Source organism: Enterococcus florum (assembly GCF_004309355.1).
GTDB lineage: Bacteria > Bacillota > Bacilli > Lactobacillales > Enterococcaceae > Enterococcus_A > Enterococcus_A florum.
Genome location: NZ_BJCC01000038.1, coordinates 39,788 through 66,088 on the forward strand (window position 1 = coordinate 39,788; position 26,301 = coordinate 66,088).

Annotated in this window: 22 protein-coding genes, 1 rRNA gene and 1 pseudogene; 22 read left to right on the plus strand and 2 right to left on the minus strand. The window is 44.8% G+C overall.

Annotated elements, in window-relative coordinates; all coding sequences use genetic code 11:
* Positions 1-3 precede the first annotated feature (3 nt).
* The 9 genes and pseudogenes from rpe to NRIC_RS18375 all read left to right on the plus strand — a co-directional run bounded on the left by rpe (position 4) and on the right by NRIC_RS18375 (position 7,846).
* Positions 4-654, plus strand: a complete 651-nt coding sequence (gene rpe, locus NRIC_RS18335; RefSeq protein WP_146624170.1) for a ribulose-phosphate 3-epimerase — start codon at positions 4-6, stop codon at positions 652-654.
* The gene (locus tag NRIC_RS18340) at positions 654-1,292 is read left to right on the plus strand and encodes a thiamine diphosphokinase (protein WP_146624171.1); all 639 of its coding nucleotides are present in this window, start codon (positions 654-656) and stop codon (positions 1,290-1,292) included. Before rpe ends, NRIC_RS18340 begins: the two co-directional genes overlap by 1 nt.
* A 145-nt stretch (positions 1,293-1,437) precedes the next feature.
* On the plus strand, positions 1,438-2,298 hold the full coding sequence (gene mreC, locus NRIC_RS18345; RefSeq protein ID WP_146624172.1) for a rod shape-determining protein MreC: 861 nt from the start codon (positions 1,438-1,440) through the stop codon (positions 2,296-2,298).
* Positions 2,295-2,849 (plus strand): rod shape-determining protein MreD, encoded by a 555-nt coding sequence (mreD, locus tag NRIC_RS18350; protein WP_146624173.1) that lies wholly within the window; start codon positions 2,295-2,297, stop codon positions 2,847-2,849. The genes mreC and mreD overlap by 4 nt, the downstream gene beginning before the upstream one ends.
* A 200-nt stretch (positions 2,850-3,049) precedes the next feature.
* Positions 3,050-4,396, plus strand: a complete 1,347-nt coding sequence (locus NRIC_RS18355) for a C40 family peptidase (RefSeq protein ID WP_146624174.1) — start codon at positions 3,050-3,052, stop codon at positions 4,394-4,396.
* Between the two features lie 63 nt (positions 4,397-4,459).
* Entirely contained in the window at positions 4,460-4,963 is a 504-nt protein-coding gene (locus NRIC_RS18360) for a VanZ family protein (protein ID WP_146624175.1), read from the plus strand.
* A 63-nt stretch (positions 4,964-5,026) separates the two neighbouring features.
* A pseudogene (locus NRIC_RS18365) lies at positions 5,027-5,753 on the plus strand (YebC/PmpR family DNA-binding transcriptional regulator).
* Between the two features lie 188 nt (positions 5,754-5,941).
* The gene (locus NRIC_RS18370) at positions 5,942-7,030 is read left to right on the plus strand and encodes a winged helix-turn-helix domain-containing protein (protein WP_175580160.1); all 1,089 of its coding nucleotides are present in this window, start codon (positions 5,942-5,944) and stop codon (positions 7,028-7,030) included.
* Positions 7,031-7,156: 126 nt separating this feature from the next.
* Positions 7,157-7,846, plus strand: a complete 690-nt coding sequence (locus NRIC_RS18375; RefSeq protein WP_146624177.1) for a CpsD/CapB family tyrosine-protein kinase — start codon at positions 7,157-7,159, stop codon at positions 7,844-7,846.
* 53 nt (positions 7,847-7,899) lie between these two features.
* Here NRIC_RS18375 and NRIC_RS18380 read toward each other — a convergent pair whose 3' ends face one another.
* Both NRIC_RS18380 and NRIC_RS18385 read right to left on the minus strand, forming a co-directional pair.
* Entirely contained in the window at positions 7,900-9,303 is a 1,404-nt protein-coding gene (locus NRIC_RS18380; RefSeq protein WP_146624178.1) for a L,D-transpeptidase family protein, read from the minus strand.
* A gap of 150 nt (positions 9,304-9,453) precedes the next feature.
* Complete coding sequence (locus NRIC_RS18385) at positions 9,454-10,431, minus strand: L-lactate dehydrogenase (protein WP_146624179.1); 978 nt, start codon at positions 10,429-10,431, stop codon at positions 9,454-9,456.
* 299 nt (positions 10,432-10,730) lie between these two features.
* Here NRIC_RS18385 and pth point away from each other — a divergent pair, with 299 nt between their 5' ends.
* The 13 genes from pth to NRIC_RS18450 form a co-directional block, all read left to right on the plus strand.
* Positions 10,731-11,288, plus strand: a complete 558-nt coding sequence (gene pth / locus NRIC_RS18390) for an aminoacyl-tRNA hydrolase (RefSeq protein WP_146624180.1) — start codon at positions 10,731-10,733, stop codon at positions 11,286-11,288.
* Positions 11,289-11,302: 14 nt separating this feature from the next.
* A complete protein-coding gene (gene mfd / locus NRIC_RS18395; RefSeq protein ID WP_146624181.1) occupies positions 11,303-14,815 on the plus strand; it encodes a transcription-repair coupling factor in 3,513 nt (1,170 codons plus the stop codon).
* 39 nt (positions 14,816-14,854) lie between these two features.
* Positions 14,855-16,408 (plus strand): putative polysaccharide biosynthesis protein, encoded by a 1,554-nt coding sequence (locus NRIC_RS18400; protein WP_146624192.1) that lies wholly within the window; start codon positions 14,855-14,857, stop codon positions 16,406-16,408.
* 4 nt (positions 16,409-16,412) lie between these two features.
* Positions 16,413-16,682, plus strand: a complete 270-nt coding sequence (locus tag NRIC_RS18405) for an RNA-binding S4 domain-containing protein (RefSeq protein WP_146624182.1) — start codon at positions 16,413-16,415, stop codon at positions 16,680-16,682.
* A 73-nt stretch (positions 16,683-16,755) separates the two neighbouring features.
* A complete protein-coding gene (locus NRIC_RS18410) occupies positions 16,756-17,181 on the plus strand; it encodes an FtsB family cell division protein (RefSeq protein WP_146624183.1) in 426 nt (141 codons plus the stop codon).
* Positions 17,182-17,230: 49 nt separating this feature from the next.
* Positions 17,231-17,713, plus strand: a complete 483-nt coding sequence (locus NRIC_RS18415) for a S1 domain-containing RNA-binding protein (RefSeq protein ID WP_146624184.1) — start codon at positions 17,231-17,233, stop codon at positions 17,711-17,713.
* A 138-nt stretch (positions 17,714-17,851) separates the two neighbouring features.
* On the plus strand, positions 17,852-19,186 hold the full coding sequence (tilS, locus tag NRIC_RS18420) for a tRNA lysidine(34) synthetase TilS (protein ID WP_146624185.1): 1,335 nt from the start codon (positions 17,852-17,854) through the stop codon (positions 19,184-19,186).
* 12 nt (positions 19,187-19,198) lie between these two features.
* Positions 19,199-19,744, plus strand: coding sequence for a hypoxanthine phosphoribosyltransferase (hpt, locus tag NRIC_RS18425; RefSeq protein WP_146624186.1), 546 nt, complete (start codon positions 19,199-19,201; stop codon positions 19,742-19,744).
* Positions 19,745-19,829: 85 nt separating this feature from the next.
* Positions 19,830-21,887, plus strand: coding sequence for an ATP-dependent zinc metalloprotease FtsH (ftsH, locus tag NRIC_RS18430; RefSeq protein ID WP_146624187.1), 2,058 nt, complete (start codon positions 19,830-19,832; stop codon positions 21,885-21,887).
* Between the two features lie 176 nt (positions 21,888-22,063).
* Complete coding sequence (gene hslO / locus NRIC_RS18435) at positions 22,064-22,954, plus strand: Hsp33 family molecular chaperone HslO (protein ID WP_146624188.1); 891 nt, start codon at positions 22,064-22,066, stop codon at positions 22,952-22,954.
* Positions 22,951-23,958 carry a tRNA dihydrouridine synthase DusB gene (gene dusB, locus NRIC_RS18440; protein WP_146624189.1) on the plus strand — a complete coding sequence of 336 codons (1,008 nt, stop codon included), beginning with the start codon at positions 22,951-22,953 and terminating at the stop codon, positions 23,956-23,958. The genes hslO and dusB overlap by 4 nt, the downstream gene beginning before the upstream one ends.
* Positions 23,959-24,048: 90 nt before the next feature.
* Positions 24,049-25,542: a lysine--tRNA ligase gene (gene lysS, locus NRIC_RS18445; protein WP_265416125.1), complete on the plus strand. Its 1,494-nt coding sequence runs from the start codon at positions 24,049-24,051 to the stop codon at positions 25,540-25,542.
* Between the two features lie 511 nt (positions 25,543-26,053).
* Positions 26,054-26,301: ribosomal RNA gene (locus NRIC_RS18450) — 16S ribosomal RNA — on the plus strand; the annotation flags it as partial.

A 26,301-nucleotide genomic window follows, 5' to 3' on the forward strand; every position in this document is an offset into this window, starting at 1 on the left:
AAAATGAAGATTGCCCCATCAATTTTAAGTGCAGATTTTGCACGTCTAGGCGAAGAAGTAAAAATGGTTGAGAATGCAGGTGTGGATTACATCCACGTGGATGTTATGGACGGAAATTTTGTACCGAACATCACGTTTGGCCCAAGCGTAGTGGCTTCCTTGCGTCCGATCACTAAATTGCCGCTGGATGTTCATTTAATGATCGCAGACCCAGAAAAATACATTGAAGATTTTGCCAAGGCCGGCTCCGATATCATCATGGCCCATGTGGAAGCAACGCCGCATATCCATCGAGCAGTGCAAATGATCAATCAGGCGGGTGTCAAATCAGGAGTCGTGCTGAATCCAGGCACACCAGTCGAATCAGTCAACTATGTGTTATCTGAGATCGACCAAATTTTAGTGATGACGGTCAATCCCGGATTTGGCGGGCAATCGTTTATTGAAGAGACCGTGAAGAAAATCGAAGAATTGGATCGCTTGCGCAAGGAAAATGGCTACCGCTATGAGATCGAGGTAGACGGCGGAATCGTTCCAGAGACAGCAGAAAAATGCCGCAAAGCAGGAGCAGATGTTTTTGTTGCCGGGTCTTATATTTACGGTGCAGAAAAACCTGAAGAACGTATCCAAGCGTTGCGAAGTGTGCTGGATTAATGCAGATCCTGCTGGTTGCTGGTGGGGATCCGGCTTATTGGCCTTCATTTGATTCTGCAGACTATGATCGCTTTGTGGGGATCGACCGCGGCAATCTTTTTCTGCTGGAAAGAGGAATCACACCGGATATAGCGGTTGGCGATTTTGATTCGCTGTCTGAAAAAGAGCGAGTGCTTGTTTTTGAACAGGCGGGCGACGTTTCACGCTCACCAGCTGAAAAGGATGATACCGATACACAATTGGCGCTGGAAAAGACTTTTCGACATTATCCAGACGGGCGAATCACGATCATTGGAGCTACCGGCGGGCGTTTGGACCATTTGCTGGCCAATATTTGGCTGCCGCTGGAGCCGCGCTTTTATTCTCGGATGAAACAGATCGTATTGAAGGACAACACTAATACGGTCAGCTACTTGTCGAAGGGTGTGCATCAGGTAAAAAAAGAAAAGGGCATGACTTATTTGGGTTATTGCTGCCTGACGCCTGTTTCTGGCTTGACGCTCAAGCAGGTCAAATATCCGTTGGAAAATGTCGAGATCCGTTACCCGACAAGCTTGGCAAGCAATGAATTTTTGACCGAGCAGGCGGAGATATCGTTTACAAATGGCGTTATTGCTGTGATTCAAAGCAAAGACTGAAATGAATGAAGAGAGCCCTTTTTCTTAGAAAAGGCTCTTCTTTTTTTCAGTTGCTAAAATTGTCTAAAGTCGCACCAGCTCGCTTCTTTTAAGGTGCGCTTAGTGGTAAAATTTATAGTATCTTACTATGTCCCGAGGTGCTTTTGTGAAAAAAATCAACCCCAATAAAAATATTATAATTTTATTGATTTTAGTTATTATTATTGTGACAACTATTTCGGTCACTGCAGCAAATCGTGTGCGGGACGGGGAAACCAATGTTGTCCAATCCATGATTAATGATACAGTTGGTGTGGTCGATAAAATCGTGACGGCTCCCGGGCGCTGGATCAGCAGCGGAGTGACCTCGATCACTCGTTTGGCAAACACGTATGAAGAGAACCAGCAGCTGAAAAATAAAATCGATCAATATGACGAAGTGGAACAACAAACCAAAAATCAGGCAAAAGAAATCCAGCAATTAAAAGAGGAACTGTCATTGAATCAGACGCTGACCAATTACCAGAAGGTCACCGCAAATGTGATTACACGCTCTCCTGATACTTGGCAGGATATGCTGATCGTTGACAAAGGCAGCTCTGACGGTATCGAAACGAATATGGCGGTGATGGCACAAAAGGGCCTGATCGGGCGTGTGATCGAAGTCAATTCCCACACGTCTAAAATCGAGTTATTGACTACCAACAACAAAAACAGCAATCATTTTCCAGTGCGGATTACTTCCGAGAGCGGCGATTCCTTTGGTGTTTTGAAAAGCTACGATGCCAAAGAACAGTTTCTGATTGCTTCCGATATGACAGGAGAGCAGGAGATCAAAGAAGGAGACGTCGTACAAACCTCGGGGTTGGGCGGCAACTCGCCAGCAAATCTGGTGATTGGAACGGTCACTAAAATAAAAAACGACAGCTTTGGGCTGGATCGTGAAGTTTATATTGAACCTTATGCACAAATGTACGATATTTCGGTCGTGACGATCGTCCAACGGATGGTGGAGGCAGGCGAATGATTGAAAAACGCTATTTGAAATACGCCGCGCCTTTTTTGTTGTTTTTTAGTTTTTTGTTCGATACTCATGCGACTCGACTGATGACGCATTGGACCGATGACCGATATATTGCAAATCTGCATTTACTGATTTTACTGCTGCTGGTACTATCCGAAGTCTTGGAAAAGGGCTTTTTGATGAAGACGATGATCGTTTTAGGCATTGTATATGATCTTTATTATATCGGGATAATCGGTATCTACGCGGTTATTTTCCCAGTTTTGGTTGCTTTGATTTATTTTTTTAAGACAGTTATCAACAAGAATTTGCTGACGCTTTTTTTCAGCATGATCATTTTGGTTACCTTGTTTGAATTAGGCAGTCTGACGATCCAATTGATTTTTCAATTGGTGATGGTGGACAATCAGTTTTTCGTCACGCGTTTTTTGGGGCCAACGTTGTTATTAAATATGATTGCTTTTGTGATTTTTATTTTACCGCTGCAAAAGGTTTTTCTTGATAAATCAATGAAAAGAATCAAATTCCAGCGGGTTCATAGAAAATCTGAATAAGCTTTAAAAAAACAGAAGTTATTCCTTCTGTTTTTTTTATTTGTGACGAAAATTCGAAGAAATGATGATAAAATGAAACATTTTTGTAACAAAGCTATTATCTGCATGACATACAGCTATGGTAAACTTTGGGATGTGTTAGAAAAAAGTCCAAATAAAAATATAAACAAAAATTGTTTAAATAGTCGGAGGATTTAAGAGTGAAAAAAAGTTTGTTATCAGCATTAATGGTATGTTCAGTAACATTAAGTGCCTTAGCAGCTCCAGCAGTAGTTTCAGCTGATGAATATGATTCTAAGATTGCCGAACAAGACTCAAAAATCTCAACATTGCAAACGCAACAGGCAGATGTGCAAACTCAGATCGGTTCATTAGAAAACGAAGTTGCTGCGATCAACACGAAAGCCCAAGACTTGTTGAACGAACAAGCAACCTTGCGTCAACATTCAGAAGATTTGCAAAAACAGATCCAAACCTTGCAAGAACGGATTGAAAAGCGTTCGAAAGCGATTCAAGAGCAAGCGCGTGACGTGCAAGTGAAACAATCAACGTCAAATGTGATCGATGTAGTATTGAATGCTGAATCTTTCTCTGATGCAGTTGGCCGCGTTCAAGCGATGAGTACGATCGTCAAAGCAAACAACGATCTAGTCGAACAGCAAAAAGCGGACAAGCAAGAAGTTGAACAAAAGGAAGCTGAAAACCAAAAACAAATTGAACAAATTGCTGCGAACCAAGCAGAATTGGAAGGCCAAAAGGGCAATCTGATCGCGCTTCAAGCAGATTTGAACGTGCAAACAGCAACTTTAGCAGCAGAACAAGCAACAGCTGAAGGTGAGAGAGCAACCCTGCAGCAAGAAAAAACTGCTGCAGAAGCAGAACAAGCGCGTATCCAAGAGGAAGCTCGCAAAGCTGCAGAAGCACAGCAAGCTGCTGCACAAGCAGAGGCTCAACGCCAGGCAGAAGAAGCTGCGAATCAACAAGAGCAGCAAGCTGCTGATAATAATCCAACTACGGATGAGGATCAAGTAACGCCGGATCCTGCTCCGACACCGGATCCAACTCCGACGCCAGAACCGGCGCCAGCGCCAGATCCAACACCGGCACCTGGGCCAGTAACGCCAAGCCCAACACCGGATCCAGATCCTGCACCAGCGCCAACACCAACACCGAGTCCTGCACCAGCACCGTCTGGAAATGGCTCAGCAGTTGTTGCAGAAGCAATGCGTCACATTGGCAAACCTTACGTTTGGGGAGCAAAAGGACCGGATTCATTTGACTGTTCAGGATTTACCAGTTACGTTTATCGCGTAGCAGCTGGACGTGAAATCGGTGGCTGGACTGTTCCACAAGAATCAGCTGGAACAACGATCTCGATCAATCAAGCTCAAGCTGGGGACTTGCTATTCTGGGGCGGCCATGGCGGTACGTACCATGTGGCTATCGCTTTAGGTGGTGGACAATATGTTCATGCACCAGCGCCTGGACAAACAGTGACTGTTTCTTCTTATGCTTACTATGCACCGAGCTTTGCAGTACGCATGTAATCAATAATAATGAAATGAATCGCCGGTACGAATTCGTTCGTACCGGTTTTTTTGGAGGCCACGATGAAAAAACAACGCAAGAACGGCAATTTTTACCTAGCAATCGCTTGTATCATGATCGTTATTCTCTTTATCAGCTCTTCTATGACCTACGACCAGCAAAGTCAGGTCGGTTTGATCGAAAGACTTTTGAGCGGACAACCCCTCAAGCAGACATTTTCGGGTATTTCTTTTCATTATGCGGGAAGTCAGGTCAGTATCGAATCCTTGGGGTATGTCAAATTCGTGGAATTTTTTATTCGCAAGGGTGCGCATTTCACCACGTATTTTATTTTAGGCGGAAGTTTGTTTTTAGGCCTGATGCCGAAGTTAAAACAAAAAACTTATGTGCTGCCCGGTATTTTTGCTTGGCTTTCTGCAACTGGCTATGCCGCGATGGACGAATTTCATCAGATGATCACTGGGGGAAGAACGCCGTTGTTTCAAGATGTGATGTTGGATTCGATCGGTGCCCTCACGGCCTGTCTGTTAATCATTCTTTATTTCTCGCTTCGGAAAAAACATTAGTTTCTTGACGAGTGTCGGCACAAGCGCGACAATGAAAAGGAACAAACAAGAGGAGTGATCGATATGTCCGGACACAGTAAGTGGCACAATATTCAAGGCAGAAAAAATGCTCAGGATGCCAAAAGAGGAAAAGTATTCCAAAAAATATCCCGAGAGATCTACATGGCGGCTAAATCCGGCGGCGGAAACCCAAACGAGAATCCTGCTCTGCGATTGGTGATGGACAAAGCAAAGGCGGCCAATATGCCAAACGACAATGTCGAGCGTGCTGTCAAAAAAGCCACCTCTGTGGGTGAAGGCGAGAATTATGATGAGATCACTTATGAAGGATATGGTCCTGGCGGTGTGGCGATCTTGGTGCATACTCTGACCGATAATCGAAATCGAACGGCGACCAATGTTCGAGTAGCCTTTAATCGAAACGGCGGCAATCTTGGGGAGACCGGGTCGGTTAATTATCTGTTTGATCGCAAAGGATATATCGCGATCGAACGAAAAAATCTTGAGATATCTGAAGATGAGATGCTGGAAAAGGGAATCGAGGCTGGTGCAGAAGACCTGGAAACATCAGCGGAGGTATTTGAAGTCTATACGGCGCCAGAAGACTTTGTTGCGGTTCGTGATCAACTAACTGGAAAAAGATGGCTTTGATTTAGCTCAAGCGGAACTGACGATGGTTCCGCAAACAACGGTCATGCTGGATGAATCGCAACGGGAAAAGTTGGATCGGTTGGTGGATACGCTGGAGGAAGACGAGGATGTATCAGAAGTGTTTACTTCAGCGGAATAAATAAACTATTTGTAAAACGATCATTTCAAAAATATAATTATTGAGAAATGATCAATTTTGATAGCTTTATATTATTTGAATTTTTTCTCCTATACAATTTGATATACTGTGGCAAAGGTAGATGTTTCGTTTCGGAACATCTACTTTTGTATTTAAGTATTTTTTTGAATGGGGGGGTGTATCAAATCGTGATTGAACGTCTTATGGAAATTGCCCATATTTTGTTGACGTTTAGTGCATGGATAATCATTTTGTTTTTTACGAATCGCAATTATTCACTATCAAAGAAGAAAGTGATGCTACTTATTTTTTTTACTGCAACGGTACAAATCTGCACATATGTATATTACTGTGCGAATTTCAGAACTTGTTTGGCTTCCTTCCAATCGTTCATCATGAGTGTCTGTTTGTTCCGTGTTGCCATGATTTTCTTTATTTTTCAAAAGCAATTCTTTCAAAATCTTTTTTATACTTTTTGTATTTTACTTGTGATGACGTTGGCTCAAGGAAATGCAACGCTGATCAAAACTTGTCTAGAAGAAACCACTTTCTATACGCAAGTGATCTACCACTCAGTTGTTTTGACCACATTGATCCTAACTTTACCTCCTGTCGTATTTCTGCTGAGACGTGTGCATGGTTCCTTGCTGCCGGCGTACGAAATGGCTGTTTGGAAGGTCGCATGGGTCATGCCATTCATATTATTTGTTATTATGTATATCACTTCACCCACCTTTGTTATAAATCGAATGAACTATGCAGGTGCGGTTCGAGCCCCGGTCGTTTTGATTGGACGTTTTTTTCTGTTAAGTGAATTCATTTTTCTTATTTATTACTTTGGAAAAATAGTGAACGTTCTCGGAGAAGCTGAAAAAAGCAAACAAAAAGAACAAGAGGCTGTACGGCGCGCGCAAAAGGCAGAACGTGATTTGGAACAACACCGTTTACTTACAAGTGCCATCCCTAAAAAACATTTAATTGCAAAAGGCCCATTTACGATGAACACACAATCTGTACAGGCCTTCTTTAAAAATGATAATCTGCAATTGACGCCAAAAGAATTTGCCTTATTGCTTTTCTTTATCCAGCATGAAAATGAAACTGTCAGCAGAGAAGAAATATTCGAAAAAATTTGGCAAATGCCTTTGACCGATAAAGACAATTCGTTAAATAATACGGTTTCTCGCTTACGAGGGAAAATAATACACAGCGAATATCGAATTACGGCGGTTAGAAAAAAGGGTTATCGATTTGAAAAGGACGATTGCTTAAAATAAGCTTATCAATTCTGGTAGGTTAAAAAAAATTCTGATATTAAGACTATTCATTCGTTATACTAGGCAACGATATCCAAGCAGTTTATTGAGCAGACTGTTTTAATTCATTGTCTAAGGAGAACGTCTATGAAAAAAAGGAAACAATCGGTACATGCACCCGTTTCCCTGATCGCACATACCGAACGTTTTTCGATGGCGGCTGAACGCTATCGAGGAATCCGCAGCAACATCCATTTTTCTGCTGCAGGCAAAGAGATCCAAACACTGGTGGTTACCTCAGCTGGACCAGATGAAGGGAAATCAACAACGGCCGTAAATTTGGCGATCGTTTTTGCGGATTCGGGAAGCCGGGTGTTATTGGTGGATGCAGATTTGAGAAAACCTAGTATTGCGTTAAGTTTTCAGATGTTGAATACGAGGGGATTAAGTACTTTGCTGATCGGACATGATGCAACGGTTCAATCATGTTGTCAGGCATCTGGGTTGGAAAATCTTATGGTCTTGACCAGCGGCCCACTGCCGCCGAATCCCTCTGAACTATTGGGATCAAAAAGAATGCTGGACCTTTTAGAAGAAATGAAAGCCGATTACGATTACATCATTTTTGACCTGCCACCGGTGGTAACCGTGACGGATGCGCAGATTTTAGCGGCCTATTCGGATGGAACAATCTTGGTTGTTCGTGAACGAAAAACCCGGAGGCAGGAGCTGGCCAAAGCAAAGGAACTGCTTACGCTTGCTAGTGCAAACGTGCTAGGAGTGGTTTATAACGGGCAAAAAAGGGAAAAACTAACAGAAGATTACTACATGCAGTAAAAAAAGAACCGCAGATCAATGGACGAATCCTTGATCTGCGGTTCTTTAACTCTCTAAAAGACTAACACGGGTGTCCCGACTTCAACGAGCGGGAACATTTGAGCCATGACGCTTGGCGGAGTATTGACGCAACCGTGGGAACCACGAGAAAGCCATAGGTCACCGCCGTATGCTGGTTGCCAGTCAGAATCGTGCAACCCCACACCGGTCCAATCGATCGGCATCCAATATTGAACAGGGCTGGCATATTTGCTGCCATCGTCATTTAATCCACGCAAAACTTTGTTGGTCTCCTTGCTCCACACATAATTGACACCAGGAGGAGTAGGAGAAGAGGGTTTTCCGCTGACAATGTCTGTTTCCAGCGCTACGTTGCCGTCCTTGTATAACCACATGTGCTGGTTTTGCAAGTCGACCTCCACGTAAGTATTGCCGATCAAAGGCTTATCTGCCGTTGTTGCACCTGTAACGATCGGTGAACGAGTGAAATCTTTGCCCTGCAGAATCTGTTCCTTCAACGCTTGTGCTTCTTCTGTCGTATTGATGGTCCAGCCATAAGCCCCGGCAGGAACTTCAACATCGCCGCGGCGGGTACTCTTGAACAGCGTTGGATTTGTGCTGGTATTGTATTGTTGTCCTAAAGTTGCAACGTAAGCTTCTACTTTAGCCTGGTCAAGGTCCATTTTTCCTTCGCCGTCGACAGTCAGCCAATCGTTGATCTGCTCAGTCGGAATCTGGAAGGTATTGCCGTTGATGCTGTATGTCGCGTTGATCTTTGCCACAGCATTCATTTCGTTCAAGGATTCTTTAAGCTGCGGATTATCCTTTTTGATTTCAGGCTTTACTTGATAATCGGTTAAATCGATTTCGTGCTTGCCGGAAGAAACAGCTTCAGAAAAAGCTTGTGCGGCAGCATCAACATTGATCGTGTTTCCTTGTTTTTCAGGGATGATGGCAAACCCATCTGCCTGTTTTTCGATGGTGGCATTTTCTGTTGGAGTACGTGTTTCATTTGACTGGTTCAGTTCGTTTTTGATCGTTTCAACTGTCGCATTCAACATGTTTTCGTCCAAAGAATTGCCAGCGACATCTTGTTTCTCAGCCGCAAACACCAATTGAGGACCCCAACGAAAAGGATTTTGACTGGTTTTGATCTTTTCCAGCTCGGGCTGGTAATCTGCCTTCCAGCCAAGGTCGGCGCGATTGATCTCTTTCCAGTTCTCACCGTTGTCCTTGATCTCAAAAGGCGATTCACTTAACTCTTTTTCCATCTTTTTGCTGGCCGCTTCCACGGTCATGCCGCTGATCTCGATACCGTTGACGACGGTATTAGGCAAAAAGTGCTTACTATAATATGTACTGCGTGCGGCGTAGCCACCGACTAAAAGGACTAAAAGGCCTAATGCGATAACGATACCGATTTTGGAACGCCGTGGTCTTCTGTCAGATCTTCTCATTGAAATAACTCCTTAGTTTACCTAGAAATGAATGTGTGTACCGATTACAAATATACCACATCCTTATGTAAAAAGTGAGTGCTTAAGTCGAGATTGTAACGAAATATTTAAAAAAACCGTGAGAAAACTTCTCACGGTTTAAAAGGAAAATTAGTTTTCCTCGTTTTCTAAATCGGCGAAGGCCTTATCCATGACTTCCTTCAATTGTTTTGCAGATGCATCCATCTTGTCTTTTTCAGAATCTGTCAATGGGATCTCAATGATATTTTGAATTCCTTTGGCATTGACGACCGCTGGTGCACCGATATAAATATCGTTTTGTCCATATTGTCCTTCTAAGTAAACGGATAGAGGGAATACGGCACTTTCATCATTTAAGATCGCACGAGTGATTCGAGCCAAGGCAACGGCGATCCCGTAGAAGGTCGCTCCTTTTTTCTCGATGATTTCATACGCGGCATCTCGAACGTTGAAGAATAGGTTGACTAATGCTTCTTCATCCACTTCAGGATTGTCTTTGACCCATTCGTAAATTTGCAGGCCGGCAACGTTGGCATGTGACCAAACGGGGAATTCAGAATCGCCATGTTCACCTAAAATGTAGGCATGGACATTTCGTGCATCCACATTGACTAATTCAGAGATCGCTTGACGGAAACGTGCAGTATCCAAAGAAGTTCCAGAACCGATAACTTTCTCTTTAGGGAATCCAGAGAATTTCCAAGTGGAGTAAGTCAAAATATCTACTGGGTTGGCTGCAACTAAGAAAATGCCATTAAAGCCGGAAGCTACGATTTGTTCTACGATGCTTTTGTTGATGCGTAAATTTTTGTTTACCAAGTCCAAACGAGTTTCACCTGGTTTTTGAGGTGCGCCGGCAGTGATCACGACTAGATCTGCATCATGTGCATCTTTATAATCGGCAGAATAGATTTTTTTAGGAGAAGTGAAGGCCAATGCATGTGACAAGTCGATGGCGTCTCCTTGTGTACGGTTTTTATCAATATCGATAATACCGATTTCTTGCGCAATGTTTTGGTTAACTAAAGCAAATGCGTAACTAGAACCAACGGCACCGTCTCCGACTAAAATAACTTTTTGATGGGTTTTTGTGTTTGCTGCGGTCATTGTGTACCAATCCCTTTCTTGATTTGTTTTATCCTTGACATCATAACATCTATTTGTAAAAAAAGTCACGTAATTCGATTTAAACTAATACAGTTTTAATGGTTGTTATACAAGAAACCGTTTTATATGTGATGGCACCAACAATTTAAAAAAATGAGAAATTTTAATAAATTGCTACATTTCTCACGATTTTCCAGGCCCCATTTTAGTGATAATTATGATATACTGTAGTGAATCTACTGGGCAGACTTAGGCTGTCCAGCATTTTGTCATGCGTTTAGCAATCGTGGAGGAAAACAATGAAAATGATCGTAGGACTGGGGAATCCCGGCAAAAAATATGAACAAACCAAGCACAATGTAGGTTTTTTAGCAGTGGAACAGCTGGCGCAAAAACACGGGGCTGTTTTTAAGAAAAATACCTTTGAAGCTGAAGTCGCTGATTTTTTCGCCAATGGCGAGAAAATTTTGTTAGTTAAGCCGCAAACCTTTATGAATGAATCCGGCAGAGCAGTTGGGCCATTGATGACCTATTTCGGTGTGTATTTGGACGAGCTGCTGGTGATCCACGATGATCTGGATCTGGCCTTTGGCAAAATTCGCTTGAGGCAAAAGGGCAGTGCTGGCGGTCATAATGGTCTCAAGAGCATCATCTCGCACCTCAACAGTCAAGAGTTCGATCGGATCAAGATCGGTATCGGCCGACCGAACGGCAAGACAGTGGTCAATCATGTGCTGAGCCCTTTTTCAAAAGAGGAGCAGCCGGAGATTTTGGCGAGTGTTGATCGAGCAGCAGAAGCGGCCGAATTTTATATAGAGACCGGAGATTTTATTCAAACGATGAATCGGTTTAATTAAGGAGTACAGATTCAATGAATTTAATAGAAGCAATCAAGCAAACACCACTGGTCAAGCAGTGGCATGAACAATTAGATCAAAACGCTAAAAGACAGCTGGTGACTGGGTTGTCTGGGACTGCGAAGGCTCTAGTAATGGCTGGAGCCGGCTACGACCAAAATCGGCAGATCGGGATCGTCGTTCCCAACCTGTATTACAGCAATCAGTTGGCGGATGAACTGCGGCAGTTGACCGAGGATGTCTACTTGTTTCCTGTGGATGAGGTTCTCTCTGTGGAGTTGGCTTTTGCTTCTCCTGAAGCACGGGCGGAACGGGTGGCAACTTTATCTGCTCTAAGTCAAGGAAAGTCAGGAATCTACATTTTCCCGTCGGCCGCATTACGGAAATTTTTGCCGACACCTGCGACTTGGCAAAACCAGCAGCTGCATTGGGAGATCGGCAGTGAAGTTGAGCTGGAAAATCTTGCGCAGCAGTTGGTGCTGATGGGCTATGAGCGTCAGTCGATGGTCGGAAAGCCTGGTGAATTCAGCCTGCGGGGAAGCATCATCGACATCTATCCGTTGACCACCGAGTACCCGGTGCGAGTTGAATTATTCGATGTTGAAGTGGACTCGATCCGCTTTTTTGAGGCGGATACGCAACGCTCTGTGGAAAACGTAGAGGAAGTCTGGATCAGCCCCACAACAGAGTTGGTCTTTGAGCAGGCAGACCTGGAACATGGGGCGGACAAGGTCCAGCAGCTTTTACAAAATCGTTTGGCGGTCGCTAAGGAGAAAGCGGACAAGGATTTTTTAAATGATTATTACGGTCAACTAATCGCTTCTTGGAAGGATGGGATTCCTTCTGAGGAGGCGCGTTATTATGCTGATTTGCTTTATCGTCAAGAGACTTCGATCTTGGATTATCTGAAAAAAGAGGCCTGGCTGTTTGTCGATGATTACGCCCGTATCATGGAGACCAATCGGGAGATGGAGCGGGAAGAGGCCGAGTGGCACACGCAAAAATTAGAAGAGCTGAGGGTATTTTCTGAACAGCGTTTCGGTATGAATTTGCTGGAGCTGCTTAAGAATGCCTCGTTCGTTACCACCTTCTTTTCTCTTTTCCAAAAAGGGATGGGCAATCTGCGCTTTGAAGCGATCCATAATTTTCAATACCGTTCGATGCAGCAGTTTTTTGGACAAATGCCGCTACTAAAAACAGAAGTCGACCGTTGGCGCAAACAGCAGCAGACGGTGATTTTTGTGGTTTCTGCACCAGATCGAGTAGGGAAATTGACACAGGAATTTCGAGACGTGGACATCAAAGCGGTGCAGACCCAAGCAGATGATCTGTTGTTGGGCGAGGTCCAAATCATCGAGGATCGTTTATCCAGCGGATTTGAATTGCCGCAGGACAAGCTGGTCGTGGTGACAGAGAGAGAAATCTTTCAAAAAATCACCAAAAAGAGAGCGCGTCGCCAAACCATCTCTAACGCCGAGCGGTTAAAAAGCTACAATGAGCTGAAGCCGGGGGATTATGTTGTTCACGCAAACCACGGGATCGGGAAATACGTGGGCATGGAAACAATCGAGATCGATGGGGTCCATCAGGATTACATGACGATCATTTATCAAAAGGAAGACAAGCTGTTCATTCCGGTTACTCAGCTGAACCTGATCCAAAAATATGTTTCGTCAGAAGCCAAGCCTCCTAAAATCAACAAACTAGGCGGCAGCGAATGGAACAAAACCAAACGCAAGGTCTCTCAAAAAATCGAGGACATTGCCGATGATCTGATCGAACTGTATGCCAAGCGGGAAGCGGAGACGGGATACGCCTTTGGCCCGGATGACGAATACCAAAAGGAATTTGAGAATGCGTTTGCGTATACGGAGACCGATGATCAGCTGCGCAGTGCCTCTGAAATCAAGCACGATATGGAAAAAACACGTCCGATGGATCGACTTTTGGTAGGAGACGTTGGTTTCGGAAAAACCGAAGTGGCGCTTCGAGCAGCCTTCAAGGCGATCAAGGAAAACAAACAGGTGGCCTTTCTAGTCCCGACGACTATTTTGGCCCAGCAGCATTACGATACGATGGTGGAACGTTTTGAGAACTTCCCGGTGAATATTGCCATGCTTAGCCGTTTCAGAACAAAGAAGCAGCAGCAGGAAACGATTGAACAGCTGAGGACCGGACAGGTAGATATCGTCGTGGGGACTCACCGGCTGTTGTCGCAGGATTTGACATTCGCGGATCTAGGTCTGTTGATCGTTGATGAGGAGCAACGCTTCGGTGTCAAACATAAGGAACGGTTGAAACAGCTGCGTTCTCAAGTAGATGTGTTGACGTTGACAGCAACGCCGATCCCTCGAACGCTGCACATGTCGATGTTGGGGGTTCGTGATTTATCAGTGATCGAAACACCGCCGGAAAACCGCTATCCAATTCAGACGTATGTGATGGAGACCAATCCAGGTGCGATCCGGGAAGCGATAGAGCGAGAGCTGGCTCGTGGCGGGCAAGTCTTCTACTTGTACAATCGGGTCGAAACGATTGAGCGAAAAGTCGAGGAACTGCAGATGCTGGTTCCAGATGCGCGAATCGGGTTTGCCCACGGACAGATGACCGAGGTTCAATTGGAAAATACTTTGCTGGACTTTATCGAAGGCCAGTACGACATTTTAGTGACTACTACAATCATTGAGACGGGCGTCGATATTCCAAATGTCAATACGTTGTTTGTTGAGAATGCTGATTACATGGGGTTGTCTACGCTGTATCAATTGCGTGGACGAGTAGGCAGAAGCAATCGGATCGCCTATGCCTATTTTATGTATGAACCGCAAAAGATCTTAAATGAGGTCAGTGAAAAACGGCTGCAGGCTATCAAGGATTTCACCGAACTAGGCTCAGGTTTCAAAATCGCCATGCGAGACTTGTCGATTCGTGGGGCCGGAAACCTGTTAGGTGCCCAACAGCATGGATTTATTGATGCGGTCGGCTTTGACATGTATTCACAGATGCTGACAGAAGCCGTGGATCGCAAGCAAGGTAAAAATACCCAGGTGGAACGAACATCTGTGGAGATCAATCTGGGGATCGATGCTTATATCCCCGGGACCTATATCGAAGATGAACGACAAAAAATCGAGATCTACAAACGAATCCGCGAACTGGAAAGCCATGAAATGCTGGACGAAGTGGCGGATGATCTGATCGACCGTTTTGGCAATTTCCCAGATGAAGTCGCAAATCTGCTGAATGTCGGCCAAATCAAAATGGACGGAGACCGTGCTTTGGTTGAAAGCATCACCAAAAAAGACCAGCAGCTAGTGATCACCCTCAGCAAAGTGGGCACGAAAGCCTATCAGGTAGAGCAGCTGTTTGAGGCGCTGAGTGCTACAAAATTGAAAGCGACCTTGGGCGTTGAAAAAGAAAAGATGGTTATCAAGCTGGTGATCCAAAAAACAATGGAGCAGGACCTTTGGTTAAGAGAGCTAAGTCTGTTCATCAAAGCGTTGCGCGAGCAAAAATACAAAGAGTAGGAGCTGAGGGCGCTGGCAAACAAAGAAATGAAAACGATGATGCAAGGCGCCTTCGTCTTGACTGCCGCCTCCTTCATCGCCAAACTCTTGAGTGCAGTTTATCGGGTCCCTTATCAGAATTTAGCTGGAGACGAAGGATTTTACGTCTATCAACAAATCTATCCGATCTATGGCTTAGCTATGACGCTGGCGCTTTCAGGACTGCCGCAATTTATCTCCAAGTATGTAGCAGAAAAAAGCGGTCCGAAAAAACAACAACAGGCATTGCAGGCGCTTTTCCCTTTAGTCACAGGCTTAGGGATCGTTTTATCGCTGTTTTTGTTTAGCACCAGCAACCAATTGGCATTTTTGATGGGCGATCAGCAGCTGGCCCCGTTGATCCGTGTGGTTTCCTTTGCCTTTTTGATCATGCCTTTTTTATCGTTGATTCGCGGCGAATTTCAAGGCAGGCTCTTGATGATGCCGACGGCGGTTTCTCAGGTGGTGGAGCAGCTGATTCGTGTCACGGTCATCTTATTAGCAGCTGGGGCATTTCAGCAGTTTGGCTGGAGCGTGTATCAAACAGGGACTGCGGCGATGGCTGGAGCTCTTTTTGGCGGAGCTGCTGCTTTGCTGGTTTTGCTTTATTATCAACGAAAAATCTTAGGAAGCAAGACGCCGTGGCTGGGAGAAAAAATGCGGCCAGAGCGACAATTGATCAGAAGGCTCTTGCTGGAAGGCGGCTTGATGACTGTCTATAGCGGCTATCTGATTTTGTTTCAATTGATCGACTCTTTTACGATCAAAAAGGCTTTGGTAGACTTCGGCTTGTCCGAACACGGAGCTCGTTTGGCCAAGGGAGTTTATGACCGTGGACAGCCATTGGTCCAGTTAGGGTTAGTGGTGGCTTTGGCATTGAGCTCCAGCTTTTTACCGATGCTGACGAGGTATCTGAGCAAACAGGAGATGCTGCGGTTTCAACAAGCTTGTCGTGTTTTTCTGCGTTTGACTTGTGGGATCGCAGCGGCAGCATCTGTAGGTCTAGCATGGCTGCTGCCGTATGTGAATTATGCATTGTTTACAGATGCGGACGGCAACTTCACTTTGATTTTGTTTGTGTTTGCGATTTTTTTGATGGCGATGATTCAAACGTATCAAAGTATCGCCCAAAGTCAGAATCGCTTTCGCGGGTCATTGCGAGCAGCCGGTTGGGGATTTCTGGTCAAAGCTTTGACGACTGGTCTGCTGACCCATTTTTTTGGAACGGCAGGTGCGAGTGCGGCAACATTGCTGGGATTGACGGTTGCTTTACTGGTGCTTCATCGTCAAAGTGTCGGATTGACCGGCTATTTGCAGCAACGGAGCTTCGGGTATAAGCTGCTGGGTTGCCTTTTGGGGATGTCTGCGGTACTTTTGCTGTATCATTGCTGCATGTACCTGTTCTTTGGTACAATTGCTCATCGCGGTCAGGCATTGATTTTAGCTGTTATTGGGGTAGGTATTGGCGGAGGGACGTTCCTGTTTTTAGCCGTCCGCTTGAAATTATTAACGGTGCGGGAGTGGCTGATGCTGCCGCTGGGGAACAAACTATTACGATTAAAATGGAAAAGGTGAGTATATGCGTTTAGACAAATATTTGAAAATTTCACGAATCATCAAACGCCGTTCTGTGGCGAAAGAAGTGGCGGATAAAGGCCGAATCCAAGTCAATGGGAAGCTGGCGAAATCATCGACAGACATCAAGATCGGGGACGTCGTGCGTATTCAATTCGGCAATAAGATTTTAGAGGTCAAGGTACTTGAACTGCATGAATCGACGAAGAAGGAAGATGCGGCAGGAATGTATGAAACCCTAAGCGAGACCAGAGTTGAAAATAAACTTAATTAAGTGCGATTCAAATAGACATTGGAAAACAGAATTGTTATAATAGATGGGAAACCCGTAGACAGGAGCGATAGGGATGGCAGAGAAGGTAAAGAAGGTTGCTGCAATTGGTACACCTTATGCAAAGGATCAATATAAAAAGTTTCAACAGCAGCAGCGCCAGCTGATCTTCAAACGCCGTCGGCTCGCGGCCATTTTCTTGATTGCTGCTTTTGTGTTTATCGTGATGGGGGTCCAGCTGTTTGGAGAGTATCAGCGGTTGGGTGAACTCAAAGACATTAAGACAAAAACAGTAGCAGAGTCAGAAAAAGTGGATACTCGGGTGAAAGAGTTGAAGCAAGATGTTGCAATGCTGCAAAATGACGACTACGCGGCAAAATTAGCGCGCAGCCGCTATTATTATTCAAAAGACGGAGAATTAGTATTTGTGCTGCCGGATGAGGCAAAGACGGAAAACAATACTTCGACGGATGAACGCATAAAGTCAGAAACTGCCAACTAAGCAGTTCTAATAAATTAGGTAAAATTATTTTAGGAGGAACAATCTTTTTATGTCAATCGAAGTAGGAGCTAAGCTGCAAGGAAAAGTGTCCGGAATCACCAATTTTGGTGCGTTTATCGATTTAGGGGAAGGGAAAACAGGCTTAGTCCATATTAGTGAGATTTCCAATGGATTCGTGAAAGACATCCACGATGTGTTAAGTGTTGGAGATGAAGTAACTGTGAAAGTGACTTCTGTCGGTAATGATGGAAAAGTGGGACTTTCAATTCGCCAAACTCAAGAACAACCTGAACAAGAGAAGAAACCTTTCAATCGTGAAAGACGCGATAATCGAGACAACCGAGACAGCCGAGATAGCCGTCCAGGTCGCCCTAGTCGTCCGCAGCAGCCAAAAGGCAACTTTTCTAAAAACAATAAACAAGACTTCGATACATTGATGAGTTCTTTTTTAAAGGATAGCGATGATCGTTTATCATCATTGAAACGCAACACGGAAGGAAAACGCGGCGGTCGTGGCGGCCGACGCAATTAAGAAAAAAAGCAGCTGAAATCCCATAGGGGGTTTCAGCTTTTTTGAAATTCCTTGACAGGTACTCAAACTCTGGTTTCGCAAACGCACTACGATCAAACGGTCCTAGTAGGCGAAGCCTTTTTTAGATAGGGGAGGCACATGGAAAGAAAAGTAGAACAAGACAATCCAGAGTTGCGCCAACCGGCAGCATTTTTAGCGGCTGTATCGGGAGGCGTGGATTCGATGGTGCTTTTAACTCTGTTGGAAAAGCTGAAAAAAAGATGGGGGTTTCAGTTCGCTGTAGCGCATGTGAACCATCGTTTGCGAGAAGCCTCCGAAGAAGAAGCTGCTTTTTTAAAGGCTTACTGTCAAGACCGGCAGCTGCCATATTTTGAAAAGGTATGGCAAGACCCCATTTCCAGTGAAGCTGCTGCCCGTCAGTTTCGATATGCTTTTTTTCGGGAGGTCATGCAAAAAGGCTACCCGTGCTTACTGACTGCCCATCATGGAGATGATCAGATCGAAACCATGCTGCTGCGCTTCGTTCGCGGCAGCAGCTTGGCTGGGCATGGAGGGATCAAACGGCAGCAGGCCTTCGGGACGGGGACCCTGTTGCGTCCGCTGCTGTCTTTTTCGAAAGAAGAGATTTATCACTATGCTGAAATCCATACTATTCCTTTTTTCGAGGACGAAAGCAACCAGACGCTGGAGTATACCCGCAACCGAATGCGCCATCAGGTCCTTCCGGTATTAAAGCAGGAAAATCCTCGATTGCTGGAGCACGCGGATCATTTTCATCAACAACTGCAATGGGCAGATGAGTGGATCAGGGAAACACTAAAAGAAAATTTAAAGAATGTTGTTTTTCAGGCTGATGAAGTTCGTTTTGAGCGACAGGATTTGCCAGACTCGAATGCAGGACGTTATTATTTTTTGAGCAATTTATTTCAGCAGCAGGACCCGGACAATCAATTGGAGCTTTCTCAGCGTCAGTTGGTTGCCCTCGTTGGATTGCTGGGATCAGAGCAGCCGCAGTGGGATTTTGATATAGGTAAAGACTGGCGCTTCGTTCGCCGCTACGAGCAGTTTTCCTTGAATCGAGCGATCGCAAGTGAAGACGATTGCCGATTGTTGAACTTGGGCGAGACGGTCCAACTAGGGGATTGGCGACTCCGATTATCGGAATCCTTGGAGTCAAAACCTGCCGCAAGTGGACAACGCATCTATCTATCGCAGGAAACAGCACTGCCCTTGACGATACGTCATCGTCAACCAGGGGATCGCATCCGCTTGAACAAACAGTTGACCAAAAAAGTCAATCGTTATTTTATTGATCAGAAAATTCCTCGAGAGGCACGCGAGGCTGCTTGGCTGGTGGTCGATTCCTCTGGGGAAATCCTCTCGATCTTAAACTTTGTGAATTCCTATTTGAGTATTGAGAATGAAACTGATAGAATACACTACGTACTTGATTTTTACCGTTCGTTAGATTGAAAGGAGCGCCTTATGCAAGGGAAAGACATTGAGAAAATTTTGATCTCTAAAGAAGAAATAACACAACGTTGTGTTGAATTAGGGGAAATGTTGACAAAGGACTACAAAGAAAAAAATCCTTTAGTCGTAGGTATTTTAAAAGGAGCGGTTCCGTTTATGGCGGATATCGTTCGTGAGATTGACACATATATTGAATTAGATTTCATGGATGTCTCCAGCTACGGCAACCAAACGGTGTCCTCTGGAGAAGTGAAGATCATCAAAGACCTTGACACCAATGTCGAAGGCCGTGATTTGCTGATCGTGGAAGATATCATTGACAGCGGCCGTACGTTAGGTTATTTGGTCGATTTATTCAAATATCGTAAAGCGAAGTCTGTCAAGATTGTGACATTATTAGATAAACCAGAAGGTCGTGTGGTAGATATTCAAGCAGACTACATTGGATTCAACGTTCCGAACGAGTTCGTTGTCGGTTATGGTCTGGATTATGCAGAGGCGTATCGCAATCTTCCATACGTTGGTGTATTGAAACCAGAAGTATATCAATCAAATTAGTGACAGGTTCAATTCACATTGTGCTATACTAAAATGGTCAGAATTGATAAAATGTTAAAAAAGTGGCAATACGAGGAGGAAACGTATGAACAAAAATAATAAGGGGGCTAAAAACGCTCTCTATTACATCCTCGTCATCTTGGCAATGGTCATGGTTGTCTTTTTCCTTTTTGGAGACAATCGTTCACAATCGCCGGATATCGAGTATTCCACCTTCACGCAGCAGATGAGGGATGGAAAAATCAAAGAGTTTAGAATCCAGCCTGCCAGTGGGGTCTACAAGATCACTGGTGAGTATACGGAAAAACAAGAAGTGACCAACACTGGTGGCCTAGGGATCATCGGTTCGACGGAAAGTTCAACGACTCACTTCAGCACGATCGTTTTACCCAATGATTCTACCTTAAGTGAAGTAACAGAACTTGCAAAAGAGAACAGCGTCAAGACCGAGGTTCAAGAGGAATCCAGCAGCGGTATGTGGGTCACATTGCTTGTGAGCTTTTTACCGATCCTGTTGATGGTTTTCTTCTTCTATATGATCATGGGTCAACAAGGCGGCGGCGGTGGCGGCAACGGTCGTGTGATGAACTTTGGGAAATCCAAAGCCAAAGAGGCCGACAAAAAAGCCAACCGTGTCCGTTTCTCTGATGTAGCTGGTGCGGAAGAAGAAAAGCAAGAATTAGTCGAGGTCGTCGAATTCTTGAAAGACCCGCGACGCTTTGTTGAGCTTGGTGCACGGATCCCGGCCGGCGTTCTGCTAGAAGGCCCTCCAGGAACAGGGAAAACCTTGCTTGCAAAAGCAGTAGCCGGAGAAGCAGGCGTACCATTTTATTCGATCTCCGGTTCGGATTTCGTTGAAATGTTCGTCGGTGTCGGCGCTTCTCGTGTGCGTGACTTGTTTGAAACAGCGAAGAAAAATGCGCCAGCGATTATCTTTATCGATGAAATCGATGCAGTCGGTCGTCAACGTGGTGCTGGTATGGGCGGCGGACACGATGAACGTGAACAAACTCTGAACCAATTGCTGGTTGAAATGGATGGTTTTGATGGGAACGAAGGCGTGATTGTCGTTGCTGCAACCAACCGTTCAGATGTATTGGATCCAGCTTTGCTGCGTCCGGGACGTTTTGACCGTCAGATTTTAGTTGGCCGTCCAGATGTCAAAGGACGTGAAGCAATCTTGCGTGTGCATGCCCGCAACAAGCCTCTAGCAGATGACGTTGATTTGAAGGTCGTAGCCCAACAAACACCAGGTTTTGCCGGTGCTGATTTAGAAAATGTTTTGAATGAAGCAGCCTTGGTTGCCGCTCGTCGAAACAAGAAGAAGATTGATGCCTCTGACGTGGATGAAGCAGAAGATCGCGTGATTGCTGGACCAGCTAAGAAAGATCGAGTCATCAGCAAACGTGAACGTGAAATGGTCGCTTACCACGAAGCAGGTCATACAATTATTGGTATGGTCTTGAACCGTGCACGGGTCGTTCATAAAGTAACGATCATCCCTCGCGGACGTGCCGGCGGATACATGATCGCTTTACCAAAAGAAGATCAAATGCTAATGTCTAAAGAAGACATGTTTGAACAAATCGTTGGTTTACTAGGCGGACGTACTGCTGAAGAGATCGTCTTTGATGCTCAAACAACAGGTGCTTCGAATGACTTTGAGCAAGCAACTGGCTTGGCGCGCAGCATGGTGACTGAATACGGAATGAGTGATACATTAGGTCCAGTTCAATATGAAGGCAATCATCAAGTCTTCGTTGGACGCGACTATGGTCAAACCAAAGCGTATTCTGAACAAGTTGCATTCGAGATCGACCAAGAAGTTCGCAAGATCTTAATGGAAGCTCATGACAAAGCACGTGAAATCATCGAAGCTCATCGCGAACAACACAAATTGATTGCTGAAAAATTATTGGAATTCGAAACATTGGATGCCAAAGCGATCAAATCATTGTTCGAAACGGGACATATGCCTGAAGGCAAAGACAGTCCTTATCCAAGTGAACGTGCGCAGGCTCAAACCTTCGAGGAAGCGAAACGTGCTCTGGAAGAAAAAGATGCGGAAAAACAAGCATTGGATGAAAAGAAAGAAAATGATCATTTGGAATCGCCAGACGATACAAGTGATGATCAGCAATAGACCAAAGACAGACGTGCCAATCTTGGCACGTCTTTTTTGTGAATGGATAGGAAGAATTAATAAATTTCTCTTCAAACGAAAAGCAGAAGTTGAAAAAAACGCCTATCCTTAGTATGATGCAATCACGAGTAAAAAGAATCGCATCAAAAATCGGCGAGGATGTAAGGAGAAAAAACATGTCAGATTATTTAGTAAAAGCATTGGCCTATGATGGGTTTGTCCGAGCTTACGCGGTAGACGCGACAGAAACGATAGCGGAAGCACAGCGACGTCATGATACATGGAATACAGCTTCAGCGGCTTTAGGCCGTACCATGATCGGCGCGTTAATGCTAGGAGCAACCTTGAAAGGTGAAGATAAATTAACTGTTAAAGTTGACGGGAATGGACCGGCTGGCGGAATCGTCGTTGACAGCAACGGCAAAGGGGAAGTCAAAGGGTATATCAAAAGTCCTCACCTCAGCCTGCCATTGAATGAGAATGGAAAACTCGATGTGCGCGGAGCAGTTGGGACAGAAGGGATGTTTACGGTCATCAAGGACCTTGGGTTGAAGGAGCCTTTTTCGGGCCAAACACCGATCGTCTCTGGGGAGATCGGAGAAGATTTCACTTATTATCTTGCTGTATCCGAGCAAACCCCTTCCGCGGTTGGCGTTTCTGTTTTGGTGGATACCGATGACAGCATCAAGACTGCTGGGGGCTTTATGATTCAAATGATGCCAGGGGCAGATGAAACGGTGATTGATCGGATCGAAGCACAATTGAAACAAACAGTCCGAATTTCTGCGTTGCTGGACGAAGGGCAAACACCAGAAGAGATTCTGAAAGGGCTGTTAGCCACCGATGAAATCGACTTTTTAGAAACGATGCCTGTCACCTTCCACTGTGACTGCTCCAAAGAAAAATTTGGTGCGGCTATCCTGACACTGGGTGCCGATGAGATTCAAGCGATGATCGAGGAAGATCATGGTGCTGAAGCAGTCTGTACTTTCTGCAATAATAAATATCAATATAGCGAAGCTGATTTGAATAAGTTAAAACAGGAAGCACTGGGGGAAGCAAAGTGAAGCCGTTAAACGGAACATGGAAGATCGGAAACGTCGAGATCCCTAATCGGGTCGTGGTTGCCCCGATGGCTGGAATCACGAATGCGGCTTTTCGGGTGACGGTCAAGGAGTTTGGTGCTGGGTTGGTGGTGTGTGAGATGATCAGTGATCAGGGCATTCATTTCCGTAATAAAAAAACCCTCGAGATGTTGTATATTGATGAACGTGAGCATCCGTTGAGTGTACAAATTTTTGGCGGCGGCAAAGAATCTCTGGTAGAGGCTGCCCGTTTTGTTCAAGAAAACACGGAAGCAGACATCATTGATATCAACATGGGCTGTCCCGTTAACAAAGTCATCAAGGCAGAAGCAGGGGCAAAATGGCTGCTGGACCCAGAAAAGGTCTATGAGATGGTGCATGCCGTTTCTTCGGCGGTGGACATTCCTGTAACCGTCAAAATGCGGATCGGTTGGGATGCCAAGCATGTGTTTGCAGTAGAGAATGCTTTAGCAGCTGAAAGTGCCGGTGCTAAAGCGATTGCGATGCATGGCCGTACCCGTGTACAGATGTATGAAGGAAAAGCAGATTGGCAAGTGCTGAAACAAGTCGCCGATCGTCTGACGATCCCCTTTATGGGCAATGGAGATGTGCGCACGCCAGAGGATGCCAAACGAATGATCGAAGAGGTCGGGGTCGATGGTGTCATGATCGGTCGTGCGGCATTAGGAAATCCTTGGATGATCCGTCGAACGCAGCATTATTTAGAGACTGGAGAGCTGATGGCTGAACCGACGCCTAGAGAAAAAATCACCACGGCTAAACTCCATTTGGAACGATTGGTTGAGCTGAAGGGGGAGAAAATTGCCTGTCGTGAATTTCGTCAACATGCCAGTTATTATCTAAAGGGCGTTCCCCGAGCGGCAAAGTTAAAAGTAGCGATCAATCAAACCGAAGAAAAGCAAGTAATCACTGATTTACTCGATCAATTCGTTGAAGCAAGCGAGGCAAAACAAAAAATCAGCTGATCTTTCAAGCCGAATCATCAATTCGGCTTGATTTTTTTTGGAGAGATTGGCATTATAAGGAAGAGTACCTACACTAAAGGAGGAAATTTCGTGACTGAGGAACAAAATAATGTGGCAGAATTAAATGATCAAATGCTGGTTCGTCGTGAGAAGATGGAAGCCATTCGCGAGGAAGGCATCGATCCATTTGGCAAACGTTTTGAACGAACGACGAATTCGCAAGAGCTGCACGAAAAATATGATCAAGATACCAAAGAGGAACTGCATGAAAAAGAATTGACGGCAAGCATAGCAGGGCGGATGATGACAAAACGCGGCAAGGGAAAAGCCGGATTCGCTCACTTGCAAGATCGTGAAGGCCAAATCCAAATCTATGTACGTAAAGATGAAGTCGGCGAGGAAAACTATGAAGTTTTCAAACGCGCAGATTTAGGAGATTTTTTCGGTGTGACCGGCGATATCATGAAGACCAACACTGGCGAAGTATCAATCAAAGCTAAGAAAATCACGTTGTTGACAAAGGCATTGCGACCAATGCCTGAGAAATACCATGGCTTGACCAATGTCGAACAACGGTATCGCCAACGCTATTTGGATTTGATCAGCAATCGCGAAAGCTTTGACCGGTTCATGAAACGCAGCCAGATCATCAGCCAAATCCGTCGGTATCTGGATGGTTTAGGCTATATCGAAGTCGAAACCCCTGTGCTGCACAATGAAGCAGGCGGAGCAACAGCACGTCCATTCATTACACACCACAATGCTTTGGACATGGATCTGTACCTGCGGATCGCTCTTGAATTGCATTTAAAACGTCTGATCGTTGGCGGAATGGAAAAAGTTTATGAGATCGGCCGTGTTTTCCGAAACGAGGGAATCGATACCACCCACAATCCGGAATTTACGATGATGGAAGTATATACAGCGTATACCGATTATCAAGACATCATGAATTTAACAGAAGGCATCATCCGTGATGTTGCTGAAAATGTCCTGGGCGAAACAACGATCACCTACGACGAAAAATCAATCGATCTAGGAAGTGAATTTAAACGAATCCACATGGTCGATGCAGTCAAAGAACAGACGGGGGTCGATTTCTGGCAAGACATGACGATCGATGAAGCTCGTGCATTGGCAAAAGAGCACCATGTTGAGATCAATGACAACATGGAAGTTGGACATATCCTGAATGAATTCTTCGAAACCTTTGTAGAAGAAACCTTGGAGCAGCCTACCTTTGTCTATGGTCACCCTGTAGAAGTTTCGCCATTAGCCAAGAAAAACGATGAAGACCCACGTTTCACCGATCGATTTGAATTGTTTATCACTGGACGCGAATTTGCCAATGCCTTTACAGAATTAAACGATCCAATCGATCAAAGAGAACGATTCGAAGCACAAGAAAAAGAAAGAGAGCAAGGCAATGATGAAGCGCATGGCGTAGATGAAGACTTCTTGGAAGCTTTAGAATACGGTATGCCGCCAACAGGAGGACTAGGCATCGGGATTGATCGATTAGTCATGCTGCTGACAAATGTTCAGTCCATTCGCGACGTTCTATTATTCCCAACCATGCGTTAAGTTGAAAAGAGTGCTGATTTTCTCGTGATTAGGGAAATACAGCGCTCTATTTTTGTTATTTACGAACAATTTTTTGCAATTAAGATAACAATAATCGGGTATAAAAAAATATTGCAAAAACTCGCTTTTTTCGTTGACCAGATGCAATTAAGTTGGTATATTATGTATTGTTCTCAAACGGAGAAACGAAGTTTAAAAAAAATGAAAAAAGACGTTGACAGATAACTGATAATCAGTTATTCTATCAAAGTCGCAGCAAACGACTTAAACAAATCACAAGCTGCTGATAAAAAAGTTGAGAAACTTCTTGACTTTCAATTGGCAAACTGATAAGATTTAAGAGTTGCTGAAACAAAGCAATACCACGTAGACCTTTGAAAACTGAACGAATAAAACAAACCAAATGTGTAGGGCGCTTCTATAGTAATAGAAGCAAACAATACAGCAAGCAACTATGCTAGCGAATCAATTTTTAAATTGAGCTGAACAGTCTAAGACTGTTTCAAACACTCTATATGAGAGTTTGATCCTGGCTCAGGACGAACGCTGGCGGCGTGCCTAATACATGCAAGTCGAACGCTTTTTCTTTCACCGGAGCTTGCTCCACCGAAAGAAAAGGAGTGGCGAACGGGTGAGTAACACGTGGGTAACCTGCCCTCAAGCGGGGGATAACACTTGGAAACAGGTGCTAATACCGCATAATAATCGAAACCGCATGGTTTCGATTTGAAAGGCGCTTTTGCGTCACTTGAGGATGGA

Bases quoted from the DNA above. Each gene is read 5' to 3' on its own strand.
- pth (WP_146624180.1), top strand. From the start codon at position 10,731: ATGAAAATGATCGTAGGACTGGGGAATCCCGGCAAAAAATATGAACAA.
- NRIC_RS18375 (WP_146624177.1), top strand. From the start codon at position 7,157: ATGAAAAAAAGGAAACAATCGGTACATGCACCCGTTTCCCTGATCGCA.
- NRIC_RS18410 (WP_146624183.1), top strand. From the start codon at position 16,756: ATGGCAGAGAAGGTAAAGAAGGTTGCTGCAATTGGTACACCTTATGCA.
- hslO (WP_146624188.1), top strand. From the start codon at position 22,064: ATGTCAGATTATTTAGTAAAAGCATTGGCCTATGATGGGTTTGTCCGA.
- mreD (WP_146624173.1), top strand. From the start codon at position 2,295: ATGATTGAAAAACGCTATTTGAAATACGCCGCGCCTTTTTTGTTGTTT.
- hpt (WP_146624186.1), top strand. From the start codon at position 19,199: ATGCAAGGGAAAGACATTGAGAAAATTTTGATCTCTAAAGAAGAAATA.
- NRIC_RS18340 (WP_146624171.1), top strand. From the start codon at position 654: ATGCAGATCCTGCTGGTTGCTGGTGGGGATCCGGCTTATTGGCCTTCA.
- NRIC_RS18360 (WP_146624175.1), top strand. From the start codon at position 4,460: ATGAAAAAACAACGCAAGAACGGCAATTTTTACCTAGCAATCGCTTGT.
- NRIC_RS18385 (WP_146624179.1), bottom strand. From the start codon at position 10,431: ATGACCGCAGCAAACACAAAAACCCATCAAAAAGTTATTTTAGTCGGA.
- NRIC_RS18415 (WP_146624184.1), top strand. From the start codon at position 17,231: ATGTCAATCGAAGTAGGAGCTAAGCTGCAAGGAAAAGTGTCCGGAATC.
- NRIC_RS18405 (WP_146624182.1), top strand. From the start codon at position 16,413: ATGCGTTTAGACAAATATTTGAAAATTTCACGAATCATCAAACGCCGT.
- NRIC_RS18380 (WP_146624178.1), bottom strand. From the start codon at position 9,303: ATGAGAAGATCTGACAGAAGACCACGGCGTTCCAAAATCGGTATCGTT.
- ftsH (WP_146624187.1), top strand. From the start codon at position 19,830: ATGAACAAAAATAATAAGGGGGCTAAAAACGCTCTCTATTACATCCTC.
- tilS (WP_146624185.1), top strand. From the start codon at position 17,852: ATGGAAAGAAAAGTAGAACAAGACAATCCAGAGTTGCGCCAACCGGCA.
- NRIC_RS18400 (WP_146624192.1), top strand. From the start codon at position 14,855: ATGCAAGGCGCCTTCGTCTTGACTGCCGCCTCCTTCATCGCCAAACTC.
- rpe (WP_146624170.1), top strand. From the start codon at position 4: ATGAAGATTGCCCCATCAATTTTAAGTGCAGATTTTGCACGTCTAGGC.
- mfd (WP_146624181.1), top strand. From the start codon at position 11,303: ATGAATTTAATAGAAGCAATCAAGCAAACACCACTGGTCAAGCAGTGG.